Below are 18,948 nucleotides of genomic sequence, written 5' to 3'. Positions count from 1 at the left end.
CATACACCTAATGAGACATCAATGTCTCATTCGATAAATCAACGCCTCACCGGGGCGGGGACGGGATGCTGTGAACATGACGAAGCCACTGCTGCTCATCGATGTGGACGGGCCGCTGAATCCGTACGCGGCGCAGCGCGAGCGGCGGCCGGAGGGGTACACGACCCACCGGATGCGGCCCTCGGGCTGGTTCGACGGGAAGCCGCTGCGGGTCTGGCTCAACCCGGACCACGGGGCCGAGCTGCGCGCCCTCGCCGAGGCGTACGAGCTGGTCTGGGCGACGACCTGGAAGGGCGAGGCCAACGAGTGGATCGGGCCGCACCTCGGGCTGCCCGAGCTGCCGTTCGTCGACTGGCCCCGGATGCACGGAAAGGCCCCTCGCGGGACCTTCTGGAAGACGCAGTACCTCCTGGAGTACGCGGCGGGGCGGCCGTTCGCCTGGGTGGACGACGACATCACCTCGTACGACCACGAGTACGTCGAGCGGAACCACCTCGCCGCCGCCCTGCTCCTGCACGTCGATCCACGGATCGGGCTGATCCGGCCGGACTTCGACGCGCTCGCGGAGTGGGCGGCGGCGCTGTGACGTTCCGAGGGCTGCGTCCGGGGGCGCCGTGACGCCCCCGGGGGCTACTTCTTGGCGGTGGCCCAGGCGTGCTGGATGACCAGGTCCGCCTTGACCTCGACGAGCTGGACGGCGACCGCCGAGGGGGCGGTGCCGCCGCGGCCGTCGCGGGAGGCGAGGGCGCCGGGGACGTTCAGGACCGTGCGGACCTCGGGGGTGAGGTGCTCGGAGATCTTGGCGAACTGCTCGTCCGTCAGCTCGTCCAGCTCCTTGCCCTCGGACTCGGCGACCTTCACGCACTCGCCGGCCACCTCGTGCGCCACCCGGAACGGCACACCCTGCTTGACCAGCCACTCCGCGATGTCCGTGGCGAGCGAGAAGCCGGCCGGGGCCAGCTCCTCCATGCGCTCCCGGTTGACGGTGAGCGTGGCCATCATGCCGGTGAAGGCCGGGAGCAGGACCTCCAGCTGGTCGCAGGAGTCGAAGACCGGCTCCTTGTCCTCCTGGAGGTCGCGGTTGTACGCGAGCGGGAGGGCCTTCAGGGTGGCGAGGAGGCCGCTGAGGTTGCCGATGAGGCGGCCGGACTTGCCGCGGGCCAGCTCGGCGATGTCGGGGTTCTTCTTCTGCGGCATGATCGACGAGCCGGTGGAGAAGGCGTCGTGCAGGGTCACGAAGGAGAACTCCTTCGTGTTCCAGATGATGATCTCCTCCGCGATCCGCGAGAGGTTGATGCCGATCATCGCGGTGATGAAGGCGAACTCGGCGACGAAGTCGCGGGAGGCCGTGCCGTCGATCGAGTTGCCGACCGAGCCGCGTTCGAAGCCGAGGTCCCTGGCGACCGCCTCCGGGTCGAGCCCGAGCGAGGAACCGGCGAGGGCACCGGAGCCGTACGGGGAGACCGCCGTCCGGGTGTCCCACTGCCGCAGCCGCTCGGCGTCCCGCGAGAGGGACTGGACGTGGGCCAGGACGTGGTGGGCGAAGAGCACGGGCTGGGCGTGCTGGAGGTGCGTACGGCCGGGCATGGCGACGTCCGGGTGCGCCTCGGCGAGGCCGACCAGGGCGTCCTGGAGGTCGGCGACGAGGCCGCCGACGATCCGGGCGTGGTCGCGCAGGTACATCCGGAAGAGGGTGGCGACCTGGTCGTTGCGGGACCGGCCGGCCCGCAGCTTGCCGCCGAGGTCCGGGCCGAGGCGCTCCAGGAGGCCCCGCTCCAGGGCGGTGTGGACGTCCTCGTCGGCGATGGTGCCGACGAAGGAGCCGTCCGCGACGTCGGCCTCCAGCAGGTCGAGGCCGGCGAGCATGCGGGTCAGTTCGTCCTCGGTGAGCAGCCCGGCCTTGTGGAGCACGCGCGCGTGGGCACGGGAGCCGGCGATGTCGTACGGCGCGAGGCGCCAGTCGAAGTGGACCGACGCGGAGAGCTTCGCGAGGGCCTCGGCGGGACCGTCGGCGAACCGTCCGCCCCAGAGCCGGACATCTCCGTTGTTGCTGCTCACTGCTGCTCCTCAGTCCTCGCGACCATCGATATGCATGAGTATGCAGAACTCCGCATGATTCGTCAATCGACGAGGGGCGCGCCACCCCAGCGGCCCACCGCGTCCGGGATCGCGCCTGCCGGGACCGACGGGCAGAACGCCCTCGCGGCCGGACCGGCGGTTCGGGAGAATCCCGGGCATGGGAAAAACGTATGACCACATCGACGGACGACTCCGTGCCTTCATAGAGGCCCAGCCGGTGTACTTCACCGCGACCGCCCCTCTCGCCGGGGACGGCCACGTCAACCTCTCCCCCAAGGGCCGCCGGGGCACCCTCGTCGTGATCGACGAACTGACCCTCGCCTACGTCGACTTCGGCGGCAGCAGCGCCGAGACCATCGCCCACCTGCGGGAGCCCGGCAACGGGCGGATCACCCTCATGTGGACGGCGTTCTCCGGACCGCCGACCGTCGTACGGGTGCACGGGACCGGGGAGGCCGTGTTCCGGGACGACCCGCGCTGGGCGGAGCTGTTCGCCCGGTTCCCCGCCGAGGCCGTCGAGGGGCAGGGCAGCGCGCGGGCGATCGTCGTCGTGCACGCGCGACGGGTCAGCGACGCCTGCGGGTTCGCCGTCCCGCTGATGGAGTACCAGGAGGACCGGACGCTGCACGCCGAGTACTTCAACCGGAAGACGGACGACGAGTTCAACGCGTACTGCGAGCGCAAGGACCACATCGCCACCAGCCTCGACGGGCTGCCCGCGCTGCCGCTCCCCCTCCCGCCGCTGCACGCCGATTAGCCTCGCGCCCATGCGCACCCTCCTCCTGCTCGGCGCCGCCCTGCTGTCCCTGGGCGCCGCGCCCGCACCCGCACCGCTGCCCGAGCGGATGGCGGACACCGGCGGCGGCTCCCAGCTGATCACCGCCGAGGCCGCGGACACCCACGCCACCACCGGCACCCTGACCTGGTGGGACCGGCGCGACGGGCGGTGGGTGCGGGCCGGCTCCGCGCCCGCCCGGTTCGGGGCGAAGGGGCTCGCCGACGGCACCCGGCGCCGGCAGGGCACGAACACCACGCCCACCGGCCTGTACCGGCTGCCGTACGCCTTCGGGATCGCGCCCGCGCCCGCGGGGACCTCGTACCGCTACGCGCGCGTGGGCCGGCGTTCCTGGTGGTGCCAGGACAACGACTCCCGCTCCTACAACCGCTGGGTCGAGGGGCTGCCCCGGGACTGCCGGGCCGCCCAGGCCGAGCGCCTCGTCTCGTACACCGGGCAGTACGCCCACGCGCTGGTGATCGGCTTCAACTACGACCGTCCGGTGCGCGGGCGCGGCGCCGGGATCTTCCTGCACGTCAACGGACGGGGGGCGACCGCCGGTTGTGTCTCCGTACCGGCGGACGCCATGCGCGCGGTGCTCGCCTGGGCCGATCCCGCGCGCCGGCCGCACATCGCCGTCGGAACGCGGGGCGGTCCGACGGCGATCACGCGTTACTGAGCTTCCCGCGCACCGGTCACTTCTGCGCCAGCTTCAGCAGGTGGTCCGCGAGCGCCTGGCCGCCCGCCGGGTCGCGGCTGATGAGCAGCAGCGTGTCGTCACCCGCGATCGTGCCGAGGATCGCGCGGAGTTCGGCCTGGTCGATGGCCGACGCGAGGAACTGGGCGGCGCCCGGCGGGGTCCGCAGGACCACCAGGTTGGCCGAGGCCTCGGCGGAGATCAGCAGTTCGCCGGAGAGGCGCCGCATGCGCTCCTCCTTGGCGGACTCGCCCAGCGGGGCCTGCGGGGTGCGGAACCCGCCCTCGCTCGGCACCGCGTAGATCAGCTCGCCGCCGGTGTTGCGGATCTTCACCGCGCCCAGCTCGTCGAGGTCGCGGGAGAGCGTCGCCTGGGTGACGCTCAGCCCGTCGTCCGCGAGGAGCTTGGCGAGCTGGCTCTGCGAGCGCACCGGCTGCCGGTTGAGGATGTCGACGATCCTGCGGTGGCGAGCGGTACGGGTCTGCGGAACCGACGGCCCTCCGTGCTCGTTCTCCTGCGCGTCGGTCATCGTCGTCTCATTCTCCGGTTCGTCCTTGCCCGTTCGCCACGTCGAGGACTCCGGGCAGGGCCTGGAGGAAGGCGTCCGCCTCGGCGTCGGTGAGGACCAGCGGAGGCATGATCCGTACGACATCGGGGGCGGGCGCGTTCACCAGGAGACCGGCGTCCTGAGCCGCCTGCTGCACCTGGGGTGCGAGGGACTCCGTGAGCACGATACCCAGCAGGAGGCCCGCACCACGGACGTGGGAGACCAGCGGGTGGCCCAGACCCTCGATTCCCTGCCTCAGCCGCTCCCCGACCGCCTTCACGTGGTCCAGGGCCGCGTCGGCGCCGAGCGTGTCCAGGACGGCGAGTCCGGCGGCGCAGGCGATCGGGTTGCCGCCGAAGGTGGTGCCGTGGTGGCCGGGCGCGAAGAGCTCCGCTGCGGCGCCGAAGGCGACGGTCGCGCCGAGCGGGAGGCCGCCGCCGAGGCCCTTGGCGAGGGTGACGACATCCGGCTCGACGCCCTCGTGCGCCTGGTACTCGAACCAGTGGCCGCAGCGGCCGATGCCGGTCTGCACCTCGTCGAGGACGAGGAGGGTTCCGGTGGCGCGGGTGATCTCCCGGGCGGCCTTGAGGTAGCCGGGGGGCGGGACGACGACGCCGTTCTCGCCCTGGACGGGCTCGATGATCACCAGGGCGGTGGCCTCGGTGACCGCGGCGCGCAGCGCTTCCACGTCGCCGTACGGGACATGGGTGACGTCGCCGGGCAGCGGCAGGAAGGGGGTCTGCTTGCCGGGCTGACCGGTGAGGGCGAGGGAGCCCATGGTGCGACCGTGGAAGCCGCCCTCGGTGGCGACCATGTGGGAGCGGCCGGTGAGCCTGCCGATCTTGAAGGCGGCCTCGTTGGCCTCGGCGCCCGAGTTGCAGAAGAAGACCTTGCCGGACCGGCCGAAGAGGCCCAGGAGCCGCTCGGCGAGGGCGACGGGCGGTTCGGCGACGAAGAGGTTGGAGACGTGGCCGAGGCTCTGGACCTGCCGGGTGACGGCCTCGACGATCGCCGGGTGGGCGTGGCCGAGGGCGTTGACGGCGATGCCGCCGACGAAGTCCAGGTACTCCTTGCCGTCGGCGTCCCAGACCCTGGCGCCCTCACCGCGGACGAGGGGCAGCCGGGGGGTGCCGTAGTTGTTCATGAGGGAGCCCTGCCACCGCTGGGTCAGCTGCTCGTTGGTGCCGCTCATCAGTCCCCCTGTCCGTCCGGCACGACCATCGTGCCGATGCCCTCGTCGGTGAAGATCTCCAGCAGGATCGAGTGCTGGACCCGGCCGTCGATCACGCGGGCCGTGGTGACCCCGTTCCGTACGGCGTGCAGGCAGCCCTCCATCTTGGGGACCATGCCGCTGGAAAGCTCGGGCAGCAGCTTCTCCAGCTGGCTCGCGGTGAGCCGGCTGATGACCTCGTCGCTGTGCGGCCAGTCCTCGTAGAGGCCCTCGACGTCGGTCAGGACCATCAGCGTCTCGGCGCCCAGCGCAGCAGCGAGTGCCGCAGCCGCCGTATCAGCATTGACGTTGTAGACATGTCCGTCGTCCTGGGAGCGGGCGATGGAGGAGACGACCGGGATCCGGCCGTCCTCCAGGAGCGCCTGGATGGCGCCGGTGTCGATGGAGGTGATCTCACCGACCCGGCCGATGTCGATCTGCTCGCCGCCCACGAACGGCCTGTGCCGGGTGGCGGTGATGGTGTGGGCGTCCTCGCCGGTGAGACCGACGGCGAGCGGGCCGTGCTGGTTGAGCAGCCCGACGAGCTCGCGCTGGACCTGGCCGGCGAGGACCATCCGTACGACGTCCATGGCGTCCTCGGTGGTGACCCGCAGGCCCGCCTTGAACTCGCTGACGATGCCGTGCCGGTCCAGGGCGGCGCTGATCTGCGGGCCGCCGCCGTGCACGACGACCGGCTTGAGACCGGCCTGGCGCAGGAAGACGACGTCCTGGGCGAAGGCCGCCTTGAGGTCCTCGTCGATCATGGCGTTGCCGCCGAACTTGATGACGACGGTCTTGCCGTTGTGCCGCGTCAGCCAGGGCAGGGCCTCGATGAGGATCTCGGCCTTGGGGAGCGCGGTGTGCTTCCGGGTCCGGCTCTCGGAGTCGGCGTCGCCCACGGGGTTCTTCTCGTCGCCGCTCATGAGGAGTACGCGCTGTTCTCGTGGACGTAGTCGGCGGTGAGGTCGTTCGCCCAGATGACGGCGGACTCGGTGCCGGCGGCGAGGTCGGCCGTGATGGTGACCTCCCGGTAGCGCATGTCGACGAGGTCGCGGTCCTCGCCGACGGAGCCGTTCTTGCAGACCCAGACGCCGTTGATGGCGACGTTGAGCGCGTCGGGCTCGAAGGCCGCCGCGGTGGTGCCGATGGCGGAGAGCACCCGGCCCCAGTTGGGGTCCTCGCCGTGGATGGCGCACTTGAGGAGGTTGTTGCGGGCGATGGACCGGCCCACCTCGACGGCGTCGTCCTCGGTCGCGGCGTTGACCACCTCGATGCGGATGTCCTTGCTGGCGCCCTCGGCGTCGCCGATGAGCTGCCGGGCGAGGTCGTCGCAGACGGCCCGGACGGCGTCGGTGAACGCGTCCGGCGCGGGCGTGACGCCGGAGGCGCCGGAGGCGAGGAGGAGGACGGTGTCGTTGGTCGACATGCAGCCGTCGGAGTCGACCCGGTCGAAGGTGACGCGGGTGGCGCCCCGCAGGGCGCTGTCGAGGCCCTCGGCGTCGACGTCGGCGTCGGTGGTGAGGACGACGAGCATCGTGGCGAGGCCCGGGGCGAGCATGCCGGCGCCCTTGGCCATGCCGCCGACCGTCCAGCCGCCGTTCGCCCCGTCCTTCGTCACCACGGAGGTCTTGTGCACGGTGTCGGTGGTCTTGATGGCGATCGCGGCCTTCTCGCCGCCGTGCTCGGAGAGCTCGGCCGCGGCCTTCTCGACGCCGGGGAGGAGCTTGTCCATGGGGAGCAGGATGCCGATGAGGCCGGTGGAGGCCACGGCGACCTCGCCCGCGCCGACCTCCGCGCCCCGACCGCTCAGGACCTCGGCGACCTTCTCGGCGGTGGCGTGGGTGTCCTGGAAGCCTTGGGGGCCGGTGCAGGCGTTGGCTCCGCCGGAGTTGAGGACGACGGCGGTCAGCTCGCCGTCGGCGAGGACCTGCTGGGACCAGACGACGGGGGCGGCCTTGACGCGGTTGGAGGTGAAGACTCCCGCGGCGGCGCGGCGGGGCCCGGTGTTGACCACGAGGGCCAGGTCCGGGTTGCCGTTCTGCTTGATCCCGGCGGCGATGCCCGCTGCCGTGAATCCCTTCGCTGCGGTGACGCTCACGGAGCGACTCCAATCGTGGAAAGTCCGGTGCTCTCGGGGAGGCCGAGGGCGATGTTCATGCTCTGCACCGCGCCGCCGGCGGTGCCCTTGGTGAGATTGTCGATGGCGCTGATCGCGATGATCCTGTTCGCCGCCGCGTCGTACGCGACCTGTACCTGAACGGCGTTGGAACCGTGGACGGACGCCGTCGCCGGCCACTGCCCCTCGGGGAGCAGGTGGACGAACGGCTCGTCCGCGAAGGCCTTCTCGTACGCGGCCCGTACGGTCTCGGCGGTGACGCCCGGCTTCGCGGTGGCGGTGCAGGTGGCGAGGATGCCCCGGGGCATCGGCGCCAGGGTCGGCGTGAAGGAGACGGTGACCCGCTCCCCCGCCGGTCCGCTGAGGTTCTGGATCATCTCGGGGGTGTGCCGGTGACCGCCGCCGACGCCGTACGGCGACATGCTGCCCATGACCTCGCTGCCGAGCAGGTGCGGCTTGGCCGCCTTGCCCGCGCCGGAGGTGCCGGAGGCGGCGACGATCACGGCCTCGGGTTCGGCGAGCCCGTTCTCGTACGCCGGGAAGAGCGCGAGCGAGACGGCGGTGGGGTAGCAGCCGGGCACGGCGACCCGCTTGGACCCTTCGAGGGCGGCGCGGGCACCGGGCAGTTCGGGCAGGCCGTAGGGCCAGGTCCCGGCGTGCGGGGAGCCGTAGTACGTCTCCCAGTCGGCGGGGTCCACGAGCCGGAAGTCGGCCCCCATGTCGACGACGAGGACGTCCGGCCCGAGCTGCTCGGCGACGGCGGCGGACTGGCCGTGCGGCAGGGCGAGGAAGACGACGTCGTGCCCGGCCAGCTCGTCGGCGGTGGTGGGCACGAGGACCCGGTCGGCGAGCGGCAGCAGATGGGGCTGGAGGCCCCCGAGCCGCTGGCCGGCGTTGGAGTGGCCGGTCAGGGCGCCGATCTCCACGTGGGGGTGGGCGAGGAGCAGACGCAGGAGCTCACCGCCCGCGTATCCGCTCGCACCCGCCACTGCTACTCGTACCGTCATCGAAACCCTCCTCATGGATGGCATGACTATACGTGTCTACGCACTTTTATGCAACGACGGAAGGGGTGGGTGGGTGGGGGCCCCTGCTCGGTGACGGGGCGCGGGAGGCGGCGGTCGGACCCCGCCGCCCGGTGACGGGACGGCGTTGTCCTCGCGGGGTGGCGTGCATAGGGTCGACCGTATGGCGACACGGCTGGTGCAGATTGCGATGAACGCCCGGGACGACTCCGCGGTGGGGCGGTTCTGGGCCGAGGTGCTCGGCTGGGGCATCGACAGCGAGGAACCCGGCGTGACGAACGTCGAGCCCACGGGCCTCGCCTACCCCGACCCCTCCGCCGTCTTCATCGACGTGCTCAGCGTCCCCGAGCCCAAGACGGTCAAGAACCGGGTGCACGTCGACCTCGCCACCAGCTCCGTCGCCCACCAGGCGGAGCTGGTCGCACGCCTCCGGGCCCTCGGCGCGACACCCGCCGACGTGGGCCAGGGGGACGTGCCCTGGACGGTCCTGGCCGACCCCGAGGGCAACGAGTTCTGCGTGCTGGAGCCCCGGGAGATCTACCGGGACACCGGACCCATGGCCGCGGTGGTGGTCGACTGCGCCGACCCTCGCGCCCTGGCACGGTTCTGGGGCGAGGCGATGGACTGGACGCTGCACGAGGTGACCGAACACCAGGCGGTGCTGCGTTCCGCCGAGGGCGTCGGCCCGTACCTCGAGTTCATCCGCACGCCCGACGCGAAGACCGTGAAGAACCGCGTCCACCTCGACCTCCGCCCGTACCCCGGAGACGACCACGCCGCGGAGGCGGCCCGGCTCAGGACCCTCGGCGCCACCGACGTCGACCTCGGCCAGGGAGACGTGCCGTGGACGGTCCTGGCCGACCCGGAGGGCAACGAGTTCTGCCTGCTCACGCCGCGCTGACGCGGGCGTTCGGGGCTTGCTTCGCGCAGGATGACGGGGACCCGTCCACGCGGGAGGGCGGGACACCGTCCACGCAGGAGGGCGGGGAACCGGCCACGCAGGAGGGCGGGGAACCGGCCTTCGCGCCGGGTGGGGCTCGGCTTCTAACTCCAATCCGCGTTGTTCCTAGAATGGCCGAATGGAGGACATCGACGCGATCGCGCTGCTGCAGGACCCCGTACGGCGACGCCTGTACGAGTACGTGGCGGCGCAGGGCCGCGAGGTCGGGCGCAACGAGGCCGCCGAGGCCGTCGGCGTGGCCCGCACCCTCGCCGCACACCACCTGGACCGGCTGACCGAGGTCGGACTCCTGGAGAGCGGCAGCCGCCGCCTGACGGGGCGCTCGGGGCCCGGGGCGGGCCGTCCCGCCAAGGTCTACACGCGCGCGCGTGCCGAGCGGTCGGTGTCACTGCCCGCCCGCGACTACCGCACCGCCGCCGAACTGCTCGCCGAGGCCGCCGAACAGGCCGGGCTCGACGCCGGGCTCTGCGCGGCCGCGCGCCGCCGGGGCGAGTCCCTGCGCGGCTCGGCCGCCCCCTGCGGCGACCTCGAAGCGGCCATGGCGGTACTGGCCGCCCGTGGCTACGAACCGCACATGGAGGACGCCGAGGGCCCCGGGAGCACCGGGAGCACCGGGAGCACCGGGAGCACCGGGGGATCCGGGGATACGGACGGCGTCGGCGGCGGTACGGGCGGCGCGAACCGCGACGAGGAGGCGGGCGGCATCGGCGCGCGCGTCGTCCGTATGCGCAACTGCCCCTTCCACGCCGTCGCCGAACGCTTCCCGCCGCTCGTCTGCGGCATGAATCTCGCGCTCCTCGAAGGCCTGCTCGGTACGGACGGGCCCGTGCGCGCCCGCATGGACGCCCGGCCGGGAGAGTGCTGCGTGGTGGTCGAAGCTTCTAAAAACAATGATGATTGACATAGAAAAGCGGGGCGTGCTGGGATGAGGCCATGACCGCACCCGCGCGCGCCGCCCACCTCGCCCAACTGAACGTCGCCACGCTCCGGTATCCGCTCGACGACCCTCGTGTGGCCCCGTTCGTCGAGATGCTCGACCCGGTCAACGCCGCCGCCGACGACGCGCCCGGTTTCGTGTGGCGCCTCGTGGCGGACGGGGCCGCCGACGCCACCGGCCTGCGCCCCGCCGGCGAGAACGTCATCGTCAACCTGTCGGTGTGGGAGAACCAGGAGGCGCTGTGGGACTTCGCGTACCGCAGCGGGCACCTGGAGGTGATGCGGCGGCGGCGCGAGTGGTTCGCGCGCCACGTCGAGGCGCACCTGGCGCTCTGGTGGGTCCCCGCCGGGCACCTGCCGACCGTCGGCGAGGCCCTGGAGCGACTGGCGGACCTGCGGGCGCACGGGCCGTCCCCGCGCGCGTTCACCTTCGCCTCCTCGTACACCGCCGACGAGGCCGCCGAGGAGCTTCCGGCCGTACCGCCGACGCGGGCCGCGGACTCGGCCACGGCCTAGGCGGGCCGCGACGCGAGGTCACTTCCGGACTCGTCCGCGGCCCGGGGCGACCTGCGGACTCGACCACACCCCGGGGCGACCCACGGACCCAGCCGCGGCCCGGGGCGTGCCGCGAGACGGCGGGGCGTGGCTCTCATATTCCTTGACGGGAATATTCTCCACGGAGAATACTTGACGCCATGACCCCGGACCCCCTCCTCACCGCGCTGGCCGACCCGGCCCGCTGGCGGCTCGTACGCCTGCTGGCCGAGCGCCCCCGCCCGGTCGGCGTCCTCGCCCAGCTCGCCGAGGCGCGCCAGCCGCAGACGACCAAACACCTGCAGACGCTCGAACGGGCCGGCGTCGTCACCTCCCGGCGCAGCGGCCGCCTCCGCGTCTACGCGCTGCGGTCCGGCCCCCTGCGGGACCTCGCCGCCTCGCTGGGCCGGCTCGCCGACACCGCGGACCGGGCCGGCGGGCCGCAGGAAACCTACGACCGCTACGGACTCAGCCTCGCGACCGAGCGGCTCGCCGCGGAGGAGCCAGGATGGGCGGACGGCCGGTCGTTCCGGTTCCACCGGTCACCGGCCGGCAGCCCCGAGCTGGTCTGGCACCACCTGACCGAACCCTCCCTGCTCGCCCGCTGGTGGGCGCCCGACGACCTGCGCGTCTCCGAGCTGGTCTTCGAGGCCACTCCGGGCGGCCGGATCCTCGTGGAGTACCGCGACATCGAGGACACGGGACGGACAGAGCCCGCCGGGAAGGCCGGGAAGACCGAGGGCGGCCCGGACACCGGCGGCTCCGACCCGGCCGCCGGGCGCGGGGTGGGCGTCGTCGTCGACGCCCGTCCCGGCGAGCGCCTCTCCTACCGGCTCTCCCCCCACCTCCCGGACGGCAGTCCCGCCTTCACGGCCCACGTGGACATCGACCTCCGAGCAGGCGCCGCCGATCCCACCATCGGCCCCGCCTCCGACACCGGCACCGGCACCGACCTCGACGTGCGGTACCGGATCACCGACAGCACCGTCGACTCCGCCGACTTCGTCGCGGGCATCGAGATCGGCTTCGGCCAGAGCCTCGACAAGCTCGTCTCCGCCGTCACCGCCGCCGCCGTCGGCCACGACGCCACCGACACAGCCCGCACCATCCCCCGCACGGCAGCCCGCACCGAAGGAAAGCAGGTACAGCCATGACCTCCCCGACCGGACGCAAGGTGACCGCCAACATCTCCCTCACCCTCGACGGGCGCTACAACGGCCCCGGCGGGCCCGCCGACCTCGCCGCGATCGTCCGGTACGCGACCACCGAGACGGCCCGGAACCACCTCACCCGCATCTGGGAGCACGCGACGACCGCGCTGCTCGGCCGGCGCAACGCCGAGGGATTCCTGGGGTACTGGCCGGCGGTCGCCTCGGACGAGGACGCCGACCCGCGCGACCGGGGATACGCGAAGTGGCTCGTCGACGCGGAGAAGGTGGTCCTGTCGACCACCCTGACCGAGGCGCCCTGGGCACGCTCCCGCGTGGTGAACGCCCCCGTCGCCGATGTCGTCGCCGAACTCAAGGCGACCGGCGAGGGCGACATCCTCGTCAACAACAGCGCGAGCGTCATCAAGGCGCTCCTCAAGGCGGACCTGCTCGACCGGCTGTACCTGATGATCTGCCCGGAGATCGCCGGGGGCGGTGAGCGGCTGTTCGAGGACGGCCTGCCCGAGTCGCGATGGGCGCTCTCCCGCCAGGAGACGGGCGCGCTCGGCGAGATCGCCGCGATCTACGACCGCGTCCGCTGACCCCGCCCGCCTGCCGGGCGCACCCGGCCACTCGGCCTTCCTGGACACACCCGGCCACGCGACCCGACGGGACGCCCGGCCACGCGACCCGACCAGGCACCCCGGCCACGCGGCCCGACCGGGGCGTTTCGGGTCCTCGCAACGTGCCGGACGGATCGATTCCGCAATCGTCCACCGGCCCCTTTGCATGACCATGCGAGATGATGCATACTCTTCCTATGTCCAAGGTCCTCACCTCCCTGCCCGCCGGCGAGCGCGTCGGCATCGCCTTCTCCGGCGGCCTCGACACCTCCGTCGCGGTCGCATGGATGCGCGACAAGGGCGCCATCCCGTGCACCTACACCGCCGACATCGGCCAGTACGACGAGCCCGACATCGCCTCGGTGCCCGGCCGCGCCAAGACCTACGGTGCCGAGATCGCGCGCCTGGTCGACTGCCGCGCGGCGCTGGTCGAGGAGGGTCTTGCCGCACTCACCTGCGGGGCGTTCCACATCCGCTCCGGCGGCCGCGCCTACTTCAACACCACGCCGCTCGGCCGTGCCGTCACCGGCACCCTCCTCGTGCGGGCGATGCTCGAGGACAACGTCCAGATCTGGGGCGACGGCTCGACCTTCAAGGGCAACGACATCGAGCGGTTCTACCGCTACGGTCTGCTCGCCAACCCGCACCTGCGCATCTACAAGCCCTGGCTCGACGCCGACTTCGTGACGGAGCTCGGCGGCCGCAAGGAGATGTCGGAGTGGCTGGTCGCCCACGACCTGCCGTACCGCGACAGCACCGAGAAGGCGTACTCCACCGACGCCAACATCTGGGGTGCCACCCACGAGGCCAAGACGCTGGAGCACCTCGACACCGGCGTGGAGACCGTCGAGCCGATCATGGGCGTGCGGTTCTGGGACCCCTCGGTCGAGATCGACACCGAGGACGTCACGATCGGCTTCGCCCAGGGCCGGCCCGTCTCCATCAACGGCAAGGAGTTCTCCTCCGCCGTCGACCTCGTCATGGAGGCCAACGCCATCGGCGGCCGCCACGGCATGGGCATGTCGGACCAGATCGAGAACCGGATCATCGAGGCCAAGAGCCGCGGCATCTACGAGGCGCCCGGCATGGCCCTGCTCCACGCGGCGTACGAGCGGCTCGTGAACGCGATCCACAACGAGGACACCCTCGCCCAGTACCACAACGAGGGACGGCGTCTCGGCCGGCTGATGTACGAGGGCCGCTGGCTGGACCCGCAGGCGCTGATGGTGCGGGAGTCGCTCCAGCGCTGGGTCGGCACGGCCGTCACCGGCGAGGTCACGCTGCGGCTGCGGCGCGGCGAGGACTACTCGATCCTCGACACGACGGGCCCGGCGTTCAGCTACCACCCGGACAAGCTGTCGATGGAGCGCACCGAGGACTCGGCCTTCGGCCCGGTGGACCGGATCGGCCAGCTCACGATGCGCAACCTCGACATCGCCGACTCGCGCGCCAAGCTGGAGCAGTACGCTGGCCTCGGTCTGATCGGCACGTCCAACCCCGCCATCGGCGCCGCCCAGGCGGCCGCGGCCGGGCTGATCGGCACCATGACGGAGCTGCCCGAGGGCGGCGCCGAGGCCATCGCCTCCCGCGGCGAGGCCTCGGACGACGACCAGCTGCTCGACCGTGCCGCGATGGAGTTCGGCACGGACTGATCCCACGGATCCGTCTCCCGTCGAGCGGCACCTGCTCGACACCCCCGGAAGGCCGGCTCGACGTCCCCCGCGTCGAGCCGGCCTTTCCGTTGCCAAGCACCCCTTGACCCCGTTCCCTTGCCGAACTCCCCTTGCCCTGCTTCTGCACCTCCGTCGTCGGGCCGGGCCGGTCGTGTCACATCCCGGTGGGCCCTCACGTCAAGGCGGTGACGGAACCGACGAGGAGTGAGGCGCCATGCACGACGACACCTTTCTGACCGCCCTGACCGGGCGCTTCGACGCCCACGAGGAGCAGTTGCGGGGCGTGGCCCTGCGGCTGACGGGTTCGCGGACGGGGGCCGAGGAGGCACTCGCGGCGGCGCGGGCGGGGCTGGGAGGGGGCGACGGGGCGGCCACGGTACGGGCGTGGCTGACGGCGCTTGTGGGACGGGAGTGTGTACGAGGGCTCCAGGAGCGGCGAGCGCCGGACGGGGCGCGCGGAACCTGGGCGCCCTCCGAAGCCGACGCGCCACCGGCCAGGGCCTACGGACCCGACGGCGCCTACGGACAGGACAGGGCCGCCGAACAGGGTGCGGTCGAAGGACAGGACGGCGCCGGGGTCGACTCCGTGTGGCTCGCGCTGTTCGTCGTCCTCGAGTCCCTCGCCCCGGCGGAGCGGCTCGTCTACGTCCTGCACGACGTGTTCGGGCTGCCGCCCCACGAGACGGCGCGGATCACCGGCGGTTCCCCCGAGGAGGTCGCCCGGCTCGCCCGGCGGGCCCGCGAGCGGATCAGGGGCGACGGGTCGGCCCGTACCGAAGGGGACGCGGGAGGGCAGCGGGCGGTCGTGGACCGGTTCCTGGCGGCCGCGAGCGCGCGTGACGCCCGCGCGCTCGCGGCCCTCCTCGACCCGGACGTGATCGCCTGGTCCGAACGCGGCCCGGTGCACGGCGCCCCGGCCGTCGCCGAGAGGGCGGCCGCCTTCGCCCGGTTCGCGGACGTGTCACGGCCCGCGCTGGTCGACGGAGCCGTCGGAGCGGTCGCCTTCGTCGCGGGGCGACCGGTCTCCGCGGTGGCGTTCACCCTCCGCCACGACCGGATCGTCGCCCTCTCGGTCACCTCGGGCGAGGACCGGGTACGGGCGCTCGACCTGGCCTTCCCCGACTGCTGACACCGTGCCCGCCGACCGGACCGGGGACGGTGGCGGACCGGGGACGGTGGCGGGGGTGCGGCGCAGGGTCCGGGCGCAGGGGCCCGGCCGTCGCCCCGGCCGCCCCACGGTCATCCCCGCCCCACAGTCAACCCCGCCCGACCGTCAACCCCGCCCGGCCGTCAGCCCCTTCGGGTCGGGGCGGGGTCCGGAGCGCGCCGTGAGTTCGTCGCGCAGGTGGGTGAGGCGGGCGATCTCCTCGTCGAGGACCGCGATCCTGCGGCTCACGACCGGGGACGCCTGGGCGCAGACGCCCTCCTGGACCTGACCGGTGCGCAGCGCCTCCTCGTCGAGCAGGGGAAGCCGGTCCACGCGCGCGCGTACGTCCTCGATCGTCAGGCCGAGGGCGAGGAGTTCGCGCACGACCCGGACGCGCACCACGTCCTCGGGGCTGTAGATCCGCTGGCCGGTCGGGGTGCGGACCGGCGGCGGGAGGAGCCCGCGCTGTTCGTAGAGGCGCAGTGCCCGGGGTGTGGTCCCCGCCGCCGCCGCCGCGTCACCGATCCGCATACCGCCGCCCGTCTTCCGTCGTCCCCGCCGTCGTCGCCGCCCGGGTGGACCCGCGCGGACCCCTCCGGACAGCGGCACCGAGGCGACGCCGTCACGGCAACTCGACCACGACCGAACCGAGATGCCGCCCCGCCATCACCTCGCTCAACGCCTCGGCGGCCCGTTCCATGCCCGCCACCCTGACGTGCGGGAAGGTGATCGCCCCCGAGCGGAGCCAGTCGCCGAAGCGGCTCCGCCACTCCCCCTCCGTCTCGGGGTGGTCGAGCGGACTGAAGCCGCGCAGCGAGATCCGCTTGAGGACGAGCGCGTACGAATCGAGCTCCACGCGCGCGGTGGCTCCGGTCCCCTCGGGGTCGAGCTGGCCCGAGAGCGCGCCGACGAGCACGGCGCGGGCTCCGGGGCGGGCCGCGCCGACGGCCGCGCTCAACTGCTCGCCGCCGACGGTGTCGAGGAGGACGTCGATCCCCTCGGGCGCCGCCCGGGCGAGCCGCGCGGCGAAGGGCGCGTCGGCGCCGCGGAGGAGAGCCGCGTCGTAGCCGAACTCGGCGACGAGCCGCTCGGCCTTGGCCGGCGACCCGGTGGTGCCGATCACGCGGCCGGCGCCGAGGAGCCGGGCGATCTGCCCGGCCATCGTGCCGACGGCGCCGGCCCCGCCGGTCACGAGGACCGTGTCCCCGGCGCCCACCCGCGCGCCGCGGGTGAGGGCCGCGTACGCGGTCCACCCCTGCGAGAGGTGAGCGACCGGGTCGGGCAGGGCGTCGCCGAGCGGTGCGCAGGAGTCCGCCGGTACGCAGGCGTACTCGCGCCATCCCTGCCAGTGGGAGACGAGTTCGCCGGGGCGCGGTCCGCCGTCGGACGCGGTCGACACGACTTCGCCGACGGCCGCTCCGAAGAGCGGGTCGCCCGGTTCCACGGACGGGAAGGGGGCTCCTTCGAGGCCGCCGCCGATGAGGGTGCGCAGGGCGGCGGAGACCGCGAACCAGCGGTTCCTGACGAGGATCTCACCGGTGGCGGGCACCGGGACCGGGGTGCGGACGAGGTCGAGGTGCTCGGGGGTCGGGAGTCCGCGCAGGGGGCGGGTGCGCAGCCGGAACTCGCGGTGGGTGGCCATGGCTGTTCTCCAGGAGGAGGTGCGGTCGGGTTGGGCCGGACCGTAAACCCTGACCCGCGCGTCAGGGTCAAGTCCGTGACGGACCAGGGCGACCCCGGAGGGCGTACCGACGGGGCGCCGCCTAGCCTGGAGACATGATCATCACTGCGCAGACCCGGGTACGGGTCGCCCGCCCCTCGCGGGATCTGGCCGCCGCCGAGCGGTTCTACGTCGACGGGCTCGGGCTCGACGTGCTCTGGCGGACCACGGAGCGGGTGTCCGGCAAGCACGATCTGCTCATGGTCGGGCCGAAGGACGGGAGCTGGCACTTCGAGCTGACCCGTGATCCGGAGAACCCGGTGGAGCCCGTCCCCACCGTCGAGGACCTGTTCGTCGTCTACCTCGGGGCGCCGGTCGAGGAGGAGCAGGTCGAGCGGCTGCTCGCCGTCGGCGGGACGAGAGTGGCCGCGCACAACCCGTACTGGGACGAGTACGGCGTGACCGTCACCGATCCCGACGGGTACCAGCTCGTGCTGTGCTCCCGCACCTGGGGCAGCTGACCACGACCGGGGGGCCCGGCCGGGGCCGGCCGCCCCGTGCCGGGGGCCAGGAGGGGTCGCGCCGGGGTCCGGTAGGGCGCTGCCCGCCGGGCAGCGCCGACAGGACCCTCCGGCCGCCGCTCCCTACGCCTGCCGTACCGCCCGCAGGACCACGAACTTCGGGTCGCTCGCGACGAGTTGGCTGTTGCCGAAGATCCGGCGGAGGGTGACGTGGTAGCCGAGGTGCCGGTTGCCGACGACCCACAGCTCTCCGCCCGGCCGCAGCGCGCGCCGGGCGTCCGCGAACATGCGGCGGGCCGTGCGGTCGGTGGTGGCCTGGTGGCTGTGGAACGGCGGGTTGTTGAGGACGAGGTCCACCGATCCCTCGGGCAGGTCGGAGAGCCCGTCGCCGACGATGAACTCGGCCTTGCGCCCCTCGCCCACGTGGGTGCGGAAGTTCTCCTCCGCGGAGGCCACGGCCGGGTAGGACTCGTCGGTGAAGACCAGTTCCGCGTCGGGTTCGTGGAGGGCGATGGCGAGACCGACCACGCCGTTGCCGCAGCCGAGGTCGGCGACCCGGACCCGGCCGATGTTCCCCGGCAGGTTGGCGAGGAGGAAGCGGGTGCCGACGTCGAGGCGGTCGGCGCAGAAGACTCCGGCGTGGTTGGTGACGGTCAGGCCGGGGAGGCCGGGCGCCGGGGTGTCCGCCGGGAGGTCGTACCGGTGCGGCCACGGGTTCGGGCGCGGGACGAGGGCGGGGTCGGGCGTGGTGTGGATCAGCCGGGCCTTCTTCACCGCGAGCGAGGTGCGGGTGGGCCCGAGGATCCGTTCGAAGAGCCGGAGGGTGGAGGTGTGGATCTCCTTGACCATTCCGGTGCCGATCACCACGGTGTCCTCGTGCACGGCGGGGGCGAGCCGGTGCAGCTGGTCCTCCAGGAGCGCGAGGCTCTTGGGGACGCGGACGAGGAGGACGTCGATCCGCTCGGGCGGCGCGTCCTGGGTGGTGAGCAGCCGGACGGCGTCCGGGGCGGCACCGGCGCGCTCCAGGTTGGTCCGGGTGGCCTGCCGGCCGAGGTACGAGTCGGAGATCTGGACGAGTTCGCGGGGCCCGGCGGCCTGGAGGACGGTGACGAGGGCTCCCCAGCGGTCGCCGAGGACGGCGACGGTGCCGGACAGGTCGGTACCGCTCTCGGCCAGATGGCTCAGGAGGTACTCGTCGGACGCGTCCCAGGCGCGCAGCGGGTCGCGCGGGTCCTCGGGATGGCGGGTCAGCGTGAAGGCGCCCCATGACGCGGTCAAACGGTTCATCGTGCTCCC

The 18,948-nt window shown here is 72.9% G+C and carries 20 protein-coding genes; 11 read left to right on the top strand and 9 right to left on the bottom strand.

Translation table 11 applies throughout. The features are described 5' to 3' along the window. The first annotated feature begins 76 nt into the window (after nucleotides 1-76). Nucleotides 77-586, top strand: coding sequence for an HAD domain-containing protein (locus tag ABT129_RS24405; protein WP_351905346.1), 510 nt, complete (start codon nucleotides 77-79; stop codon nucleotides 584-586). 44 nt (nucleotides 587-630) lie between these two features. Here the strand turns inward: ABT129_RS24405 and argH are convergent, their stop codons facing one another. Next, nucleotides 631-2,058, bottom strand: a complete 1,428-nt coding sequence (gene argH / locus ABT129_RS24400; RefSeq protein WP_351905345.1) for an argininosuccinate lyase — start codon at nucleotides 2,056-2,058, stop codon at nucleotides 631-633. 178 nt (nucleotides 2,059-2,236) lie between these two features. Here argH and ABT129_RS24395 point away from each other — a divergent pair, with 178 nt between their 5' ends. Both ABT129_RS24395 and ABT129_RS24390 read left to right on the top strand, forming a co-directional pair. Continuing rightward, complete coding sequence (locus tag ABT129_RS24395; protein WP_351905343.1) at nucleotides 2,237-2,836, top strand: pyridoxamine 5'-phosphate oxidase family protein; 600 nt, start codon at nucleotides 2,237-2,239, stop codon at nucleotides 2,834-2,836. Nucleotides 2,837-2,846: 10 nt separating this feature from the next. Further along, nucleotides 2,847-3,533, top strand: a complete 687-nt coding sequence (locus tag ABT129_RS24390) for a L,D-transpeptidase family protein (RefSeq protein WP_351905340.1) — start codon at nucleotides 2,847-2,849, stop codon at nucleotides 3,531-3,533. Between the two features lie 16 nt (nucleotides 3,534-3,549). Here the strand turns inward: ABT129_RS24390 and ABT129_RS24385 are convergent, their stop codons facing one another. The 5 genes from ABT129_RS24385 to argC are packed head-to-tail and all read right to left on the bottom strand — an operon-like array spanning nucleotide 3,550 to nucleotide 8,431. Further along, entirely contained in the window at nucleotides 3,550-4,080 is a 531-nt protein-coding gene (locus ABT129_RS24385; RefSeq protein WP_266889818.1) for an arginine repressor, read from the bottom strand. Between the two features lie 7 nt (nucleotides 4,081-4,087). After that, nucleotides 4,088-5,290: an acetylornithine transaminase gene (locus ABT129_RS24380; protein WP_351905337.1), complete on the bottom strand. Its 1,203-nt coding sequence runs from the start codon at nucleotides 5,288-5,290 to the stop codon at nucleotides 4,088-4,090. After that, on the bottom strand, nucleotides 5,290-6,231 hold the full coding sequence (gene argB, locus ABT129_RS24375) for an acetylglutamate kinase (protein ID WP_351905334.1): 942 nt from the start codon (nucleotides 6,229-6,231) through the stop codon (nucleotides 5,290-5,292). The genes ABT129_RS24380 and argB overlap by 1 nt, the downstream gene beginning before the upstream one ends. After that, nucleotides 6,228-7,406 (bottom strand): bifunctional glutamate N-acetyltransferase/amino-acid acetyltransferase ArgJ, encoded by a 1,179-nt coding sequence (argJ, locus tag ABT129_RS24370; protein ID WP_351905331.1) that lies wholly within the window; start codon nucleotides 7,404-7,406, stop codon nucleotides 6,228-6,230. Before argJ ends, argB begins: the two co-directional genes overlap by 4 nt. Continuing rightward, entirely contained in the window at nucleotides 7,403-8,431 is a 1,029-nt protein-coding gene (argC, locus tag ABT129_RS24365; RefSeq protein ID WP_351905329.1) for an N-acetyl-gamma-glutamyl-phosphate reductase, read from the bottom strand. The genes argJ and argC overlap by 4 nt, the downstream gene beginning before the upstream one ends. A gap of 181 nt (nucleotides 8,432-8,612) precedes the next feature. Between argC and ABT129_RS24360 the strand changes: the two genes are divergently transcribed. The 7 genes from ABT129_RS24360 (at nucleotide 8,613) to ABT129_RS24330 (ending at nucleotide 15,453) form a co-directional block, all read left to right on the top strand. Next, nucleotides 8,613-9,350 (top strand): VOC family protein, encoded by a 738-nt coding sequence (locus ABT129_RS24360; protein WP_351905327.1) that lies wholly within the window; start codon nucleotides 8,613-8,615, stop codon nucleotides 9,348-9,350. A 178-nt stretch (nucleotides 9,351-9,528) separates the two neighbouring features. After that, the gene (locus ABT129_RS24355; RefSeq protein WP_351905324.1) at nucleotides 9,529-10,311 is read left to right on the top strand and encodes a helix-turn-helix transcriptional regulator; all 783 of its coding nucleotides are present in this window, start codon (nucleotides 9,529-9,531) and stop codon (nucleotides 10,309-10,311) included. Between the two features lie 32 nt (nucleotides 10,312-10,343). After that, nucleotides 10,344-10,862 (top strand): DUF3291 domain-containing protein, encoded by a 519-nt coding sequence (locus ABT129_RS24350; protein ID WP_351905321.1) that lies wholly within the window; start codon nucleotides 10,344-10,346, stop codon nucleotides 10,860-10,862. A gap of 179 nt (nucleotides 10,863-11,041) precedes the next feature. After that, nucleotides 11,042-12,034, top strand: a complete 993-nt coding sequence (locus ABT129_RS24345) for a metalloregulator ArsR/SmtB family transcription factor (protein WP_351905318.1) — start codon at nucleotides 11,042-11,044, stop codon at nucleotides 12,032-12,034. Then, a complete protein-coding gene (locus ABT129_RS24340; RefSeq protein ID WP_351905315.1) occupies nucleotides 12,031-12,630 on the top strand; it encodes a dihydrofolate reductase family protein in 600 nt (199 codons plus the stop codon). Before ABT129_RS24345 ends, ABT129_RS24340 begins: the two co-directional genes overlap by 4 nt. Nucleotides 12,631-12,848: 218 nt before the next feature. Further along, nucleotides 12,849-14,303, top strand: a complete 1,455-nt coding sequence (argG, locus tag ABT129_RS24335; RefSeq protein WP_351905312.1) for an argininosuccinate synthase — start codon at nucleotides 12,849-12,851, stop codon at nucleotides 14,301-14,303. Nucleotides 14,304-14,538: 235 nt separating this feature from the next. After that, nucleotides 14,539-15,453 (top strand): sigma factor-like helix-turn-helix DNA-binding protein, encoded by a 915-nt coding sequence (locus ABT129_RS24330; protein ID WP_351905310.1) that lies wholly within the window; start codon nucleotides 14,539-14,541, stop codon nucleotides 15,451-15,453. A 144-nt stretch (nucleotides 15,454-15,597) separates the two neighbouring features. On the opposite strand, the gene ABT129_RS24325 is transcribed toward ABT129_RS24330, so the two are convergent. Together ABT129_RS24325 and ABT129_RS24320 are read right to left on the bottom strand one after the other, a co-directional pair. Further along, on the bottom strand, nucleotides 15,598-16,002 hold the full coding sequence (locus ABT129_RS24325) for a MerR family transcriptional regulator (RefSeq protein WP_351905307.1): 405 nt from the start codon (nucleotides 16,000-16,002) through the stop codon (nucleotides 15,598-15,600). Between the two features lie 91 nt (nucleotides 16,003-16,093). Further along, nucleotides 16,094-17,113, bottom strand: coding sequence for an MDR family NADP-dependent oxidoreductase (locus tag ABT129_RS24320; RefSeq protein ID WP_351905304.1), 1,020 nt, complete (start codon nucleotides 17,111-17,113; stop codon nucleotides 16,094-16,096). 134 nt (nucleotides 17,114-17,247) lie between these two features. On the opposite strand from ABT129_RS24320, the gene ABT129_RS24315 reads away from it, so the two are divergent. Beyond that, the gene (locus ABT129_RS24315; RefSeq protein ID WP_351905301.1) at nucleotides 17,248-17,652 is read left to right on the top strand and encodes a VOC family protein; all 405 of its coding nucleotides are present in this window, start codon (nucleotides 17,248-17,250) and stop codon (nucleotides 17,650-17,652) included. A gap of 123 nt (nucleotides 17,653-17,775) precedes the next feature. Here the strand turns inward: ABT129_RS24315 and ABT129_RS24310 are convergent, their stop codons facing one another. Next, a complete protein-coding gene (locus ABT129_RS24310) occupies nucleotides 17,776-18,939 on the bottom strand; it encodes a methyltransferase (protein ID WP_351905299.1) in 1,164 nt (387 codons plus the stop codon). Between the last annotated feature and the right edge of the window lie 9 nt (nucleotides 18,940-18,948).

The organism is Streptomyces sp. NPDC002057, from assembly GCF_040296665.1.
In the GTDB taxonomy this organism is placed as follows: Bacteria; Actinomycetota; Actinomycetes; order Streptomycetales; family Streptomycetaceae; genus Streptomyces.
This window is presented reverse-complemented; position numbering and strand designations above follow the sequence as displayed.

Bases quoted from the DNA above. Each gene is read 5' to 3' on its own strand.
- ABT129_RS24405 (WP_351905346.1), top strand. From the start codon at position 77: ATGACGAAGCCACTGCTGCTCATCGATGTGGACGGGCCGCTGAATCCG.
- ABT129_RS24310 (WP_351905299.1), bottom strand. From the start codon at position 18,939: ATGAACCGTTTGACCGCGTCATGGGGCGCCTTCACGCTGACCCGCCAT.
- ABT129_RS24385 (WP_266889818.1), bottom strand. From the start codon at position 4,080: ATGACCGACGCGCAGGAGAACGAGCACGGAGGGCCGTCGGTTCCGCAG.
- ABT129_RS24350 (WP_351905321.1), top strand. From the start codon at position 10,344: ATGACCGCACCCGCGCGCGCCGCCCACCTCGCCCAACTGAACGTCGCC.
- ABT129_RS24390 (WP_351905340.1), top strand. From the start codon at position 2,847: ATGCGCACCCTCCTCCTGCTCGGCGCCGCCCTGCTGTCCCTGGGCGCC.
- argB (WP_351905334.1), bottom strand. From the start codon at position 6,231: ATGAGCGGCGACGAGAAGAACCCCGTGGGCGACGCCGACTCCGAGAGC.
- ABT129_RS24360 (WP_351905327.1), top strand. From the start codon at position 8,613: ATGGCGACACGGCTGGTGCAGATTGCGATGAACGCCCGGGACGACTCC.
- ABT129_RS24340 (WP_351905315.1), top strand. From the start codon at position 12,031: ATGACCTCCCCGACCGGACGCAAGGTGACCGCCAACATCTCCCTCACC.
- ABT129_RS24325 (WP_351905307.1), bottom strand. From the start codon at position 16,002: ATGCGGATCGGTGACGCGGCGGCGGCGGCGGGGACCACACCCCGGGCA.
- ABT129_RS24315 (WP_351905301.1), top strand. From the start codon at position 17,248: ATGATCATCACTGCGCAGACCCGGGTACGGGTCGCCCGCCCCTCGCGG.
- ABT129_RS24320 (WP_351905304.1), bottom strand. From the start codon at position 17,113: ATGGCCACCCACCGCGAGTTCCGGCTGCGCACCCGCCCCCTGCGCGGA.
- ABT129_RS24355 (WP_351905324.1), top strand. From the start codon at position 9,529: ATGGAGGACATCGACGCGATCGCGCTGCTGCAGGACCCCGTACGGCGA.
- argG (WP_351905312.1), top strand. From the start codon at position 12,849: ATGTCCAAGGTCCTCACCTCCCTGCCCGCCGGCGAGCGCGTCGGCATC.
- argC (WP_351905329.1), bottom strand. From the start codon at position 8,431: ATGACGGTACGAGTAGCAGTGGCGGGTGCGAGCGGATACGCGGGCGGT.
- ABT129_RS24330 (WP_351905310.1), top strand. From the start codon at position 14,539: ATGCACGACGACACCTTTCTGACCGCCCTGACCGGGCGCTTCGACGCC.
- ABT129_RS24380 (WP_351905337.1), bottom strand. From the start codon at position 5,290: ATGAGCGGCACCAACGAGCAGCTGACCCAGCGGTGGCAGGGCTCCCTC.
- ABT129_RS24345 (WP_351905318.1), top strand. From the start codon at position 11,042: ATGACCCCGGACCCCCTCCTCACCGCGCTGGCCGACCCGGCCCGCTGG.
- ABT129_RS24395 (WP_351905343.1), top strand. From the start codon at position 2,237: ATGGGAAAAACGTATGACCACATCGACGGACGACTCCGTGCCTTCATA.